Source organism: Segeticoccus rhizosphaerae (assembly GCF_009192725.1).
Classification (GTDB): Bacteria; Actinomycetota; Actinomycetes; order Actinomycetales; family Dermatophilaceae; genus Segeticoccus; species Segeticoccus rhizosphaerae.
The window spans coordinates 1-3,014 of record NZ_VOHR01000405.1; the positions used below are offsets into that span (position 1 = coordinate 1).

At 70.7% G+C, this 3,014-nt stretch carries 2 protein-coding genes; both read right to left on the bottom strand.

Annotated features, from left to right (window positions below; translation table 11 throughout):
• Positions 1–69: 69 nt before the first annotated feature.
• Positions 70–2,355, bottom strand: coding sequence for an RNA degradosome polyphosphate kinase (locus FRW57_RS19745; protein ID WP_152186848.1), 2,286 nt, complete (start codon positions 2,353–2,355; stop codon positions 70–72).
• 4 nt (positions 2,356–2,359) lie between these two features.
• A partial coding sequence (gene mshD / locus FRW57_RS19750; RefSeq protein WP_152186849.1) for a mycothiol synthase occupies positions 2,360–3,014 on the bottom strand: 655 nt, incomplete at its 5' end.

Sequence of the window (3,014 nt, forward strand, 5' to 3'; positions counted from 1 at the left end):
GAGCCGTCCCCGTCCAGGTGGCGTCGGGGTCCACGAGCTCCGTGGCCGTCGGCACTCGGGCGGGGTCGCTCACCGACGGCGGGCCTTGCGCCGGCGGCGGGCGAAGCGGGCGATGACCGACTCCTGCACGTCGGTGAGGGGTGAGCCGTCCCCGTCCAGGTGGTGGCGGGTCCAGCGGCCGTCGCCGTCGAGGTGCCAGCTCGAGGTCTTGTCGCTCATGCCGCGCTCGAGCAGGTCGCGCAGCGAGGCGATGTGGCCCTCGTCCTCGACCCGCAGGAGGGTCTCCACCCGGCGGTCGAGGTTGCGGTGCATCATGTCGGCGCTCCCGATGTAGACGATCGGGTCGCCGTCGCCCCCGAAGATGAACACCCGGGAGTGCTCGAGGAACCGGCCGAGCACCGACCGGACCCCGATGGTCTCGGACAAACCGGGCACCCCGGGACGCAACGAGCAGATGCCGCGCACCCAGACGTCCACGGTCGCGCCCGCCTGCGACGCGGCATACAAGGCGTTGATGACCTGCTCGTCGACGATGGAGTTGACCTTCATCTGGATCAGACCGGGGCGGCCCGACCTGGCCAGCTCGGCCTCCGCGTCGATGTGCTCGATCAGCCCGGTGCGCACCGAGCGCGGAGCAACCAGCAGCCGCTTGAACTTGCTCCGTGGCGCGAGGCCGGACAGCTGGTTGAACAGCCGCGTCAAATCCTCGCCGACCTGGGGGTCACAGGTGAGGATGCCGAGGTCCTCGTAGAGGCGGGCCGTCTTGGGGTTGTAGTTGCCGGTGCCGACGTGGCAGTAGCGTCGCAGGCCGTCGCCCTCCTGACGGACCACGAGGCAGAGCTTGGCGTGCGTCTTCAGCCCCACCATGCCGTAGACCACGTGCACCCCGGCCTGCTCCAGCTTGCGCGCCCACGTGATGTTGTTCTCCTCGTCGAACCGGGCCTTGAGCTCGACCACGGCCAGCACCTGCTTGCCGTCCTCGGCCGCGTCGATGAGGGCGTCGACGATGGGCGAATCGCCGCTCGTGCGGTAGAGGGTCTGCTTGATCGCCAGCACCGCCGGGTCGTTCGCCGCTTGGTCGATGAAGGCCTGCACTGACGTGGAGAACGAGTCGTAGGGGTGGTGCAGCAGGATGTCCTTCTCCCGGATGGCCGCGAGGACGTCACTCGGCGCGGAGCGTTCCACCGGGGCCAGGTCGGGATGGGTCAGCGGGACGAAGCCCCGGTAGCGCAGGTCGGTCCGCTCGAGGTCGGCGACGAGGTTGAGCCCGGTGAGGTCGAGCGGGGTGGGCAGCCGGTAGACCTCGTCGGCGCTGACGCCGAGTTCGCGCACCAGCAGGTCCATCACGTGGTCGCCCATGTCGGAGGCGACCTCGAGGCGCACCGGCGGCCCGAACCGGCGCCGGGTCAGCTCGCGCTCGAGCGCGGTGAGCAGGTTCTCGGCGTCGTCCTCCTCCACCTCGAAGTCCTCGTTGCGGGTGACGCGGAAGGTGTGGTGCTCTCGCACCTCCATGCCGGCGAAGAGCATGTGCAGGTGCGCGGCGATGACGTCCTCGAGCGGCACGAACCGCGCGTGGTAGCGGTCGGACAGTCCCGACTCCTCGGTCGGGTTGGCCAGCTGGATGAAGCGGGGCAGCAGCGGCGGCACCTTGACCCGCGCGAAGTGCTCCTTGCCGGTCTTGGGGTGGACCAGCACGACCGCGAGGTTGAGGGACAGCCCGGAGATGTAGGGGAACGGGTGGGCCGGGTCGACCGCCAGTGGCGTGAGCACCGGGTAGACCTCGGCGCGGAACATCCCGTGCACGGTCTCCTGCTCGGCCGCGCTCAGCTCCTCCCACCGCATGATCTCGATGCCCTCGTCGCGCAGCTGCGGCCGGACCTGCTCGTGGAAGACCTCGGCGTGGCGACCCATCAGCTCGTGCGCCGCCACCGAGATCTGGTCGAGCACCTCGCGCGGCTCGAGCCCGGCGGGGGAGGCGATGGCCAGGCCGGTGGCGATGCGGCGTTTGAGCCCGGCCACCCGCACCATGAAGAACTCGTCGAGGTTGCTGGCGAAGATGGCGAGGAACCGGGCCCGTTCGAGCAAGGGCACCGCAGGGTCCTGGGCGAGTTGCAGGACGCGGTCGTTGAACTGCAGCCAGGACACCTCGCGGTCGAGGAAGAGCTCGGCGGGTGACTCGGTGGCCAGCACGTCCGGCTCGTCGGCGACGACCCGCATGAACCTGCCGTTGGACGAGCGTGGACGGGCCGAGGCGAGCGCCGAGATCGTGGACTCGACCGGCGCCTCCTCGCTGCCCGTCGCGGCATCGAGCTCGGCGGTGCCGTGCCGCTGCGTGTCCCCGTGTTCTGCCGTCATGTCCTCATGCTCCCACCGCGGGGTGCACCGGACGTGCGTACATCACGTCCACCGTGGTGCGGTGGAACCCGAGCTTGCCGTAGGTCGCTACGGCCGCCTCGTTGTCGCCGTCGACGTAGAGGGTGGCCTCGGACAGGCCGCGGTCACGCAGGTGCTCCAGCCCGAGGACCGTGACGGCCCTGCCCAGCCCGAGCCCCTGGTATGCCGGGTCGACACCGACCACGTAGACCTCACCACTGTCCTCACCCGGCACGACCTTGGTCCAGTGGAAGGCGGCCAGCGGCAAGGCCGCGGCGCCCTCGACGTGAGTGTCACGGCGGTCGTCCACGAGGATGAACCCCGAAGCGTCAAACCAGGTTTCGGCGATGCGTGCGTCGAGGTCCCGTCGGTCGACCCGGCCCTGCTCGGGGTGGCTGGCAAACGCCGTGGCGTTGACCGCCAGCCATCGCTCTTCGTCCGCGCCCACCTCGAAGGTGCGGGCGGCGAACCCCTCCGGCAGCCGCGCCTCGGGCAGCTCGGACCCGTCGCCCGACAACGGCCGGCTCATCTGCCACAGGTCGCGCACCGTCACCAGGCCCAGCCGCCCGGCCAGGCCGCGCGCCGCCTCGCCGTCGCCGTGGGCCCAGACGCGGACCCGTGGGGCCGCCTCGAGCAGCGAC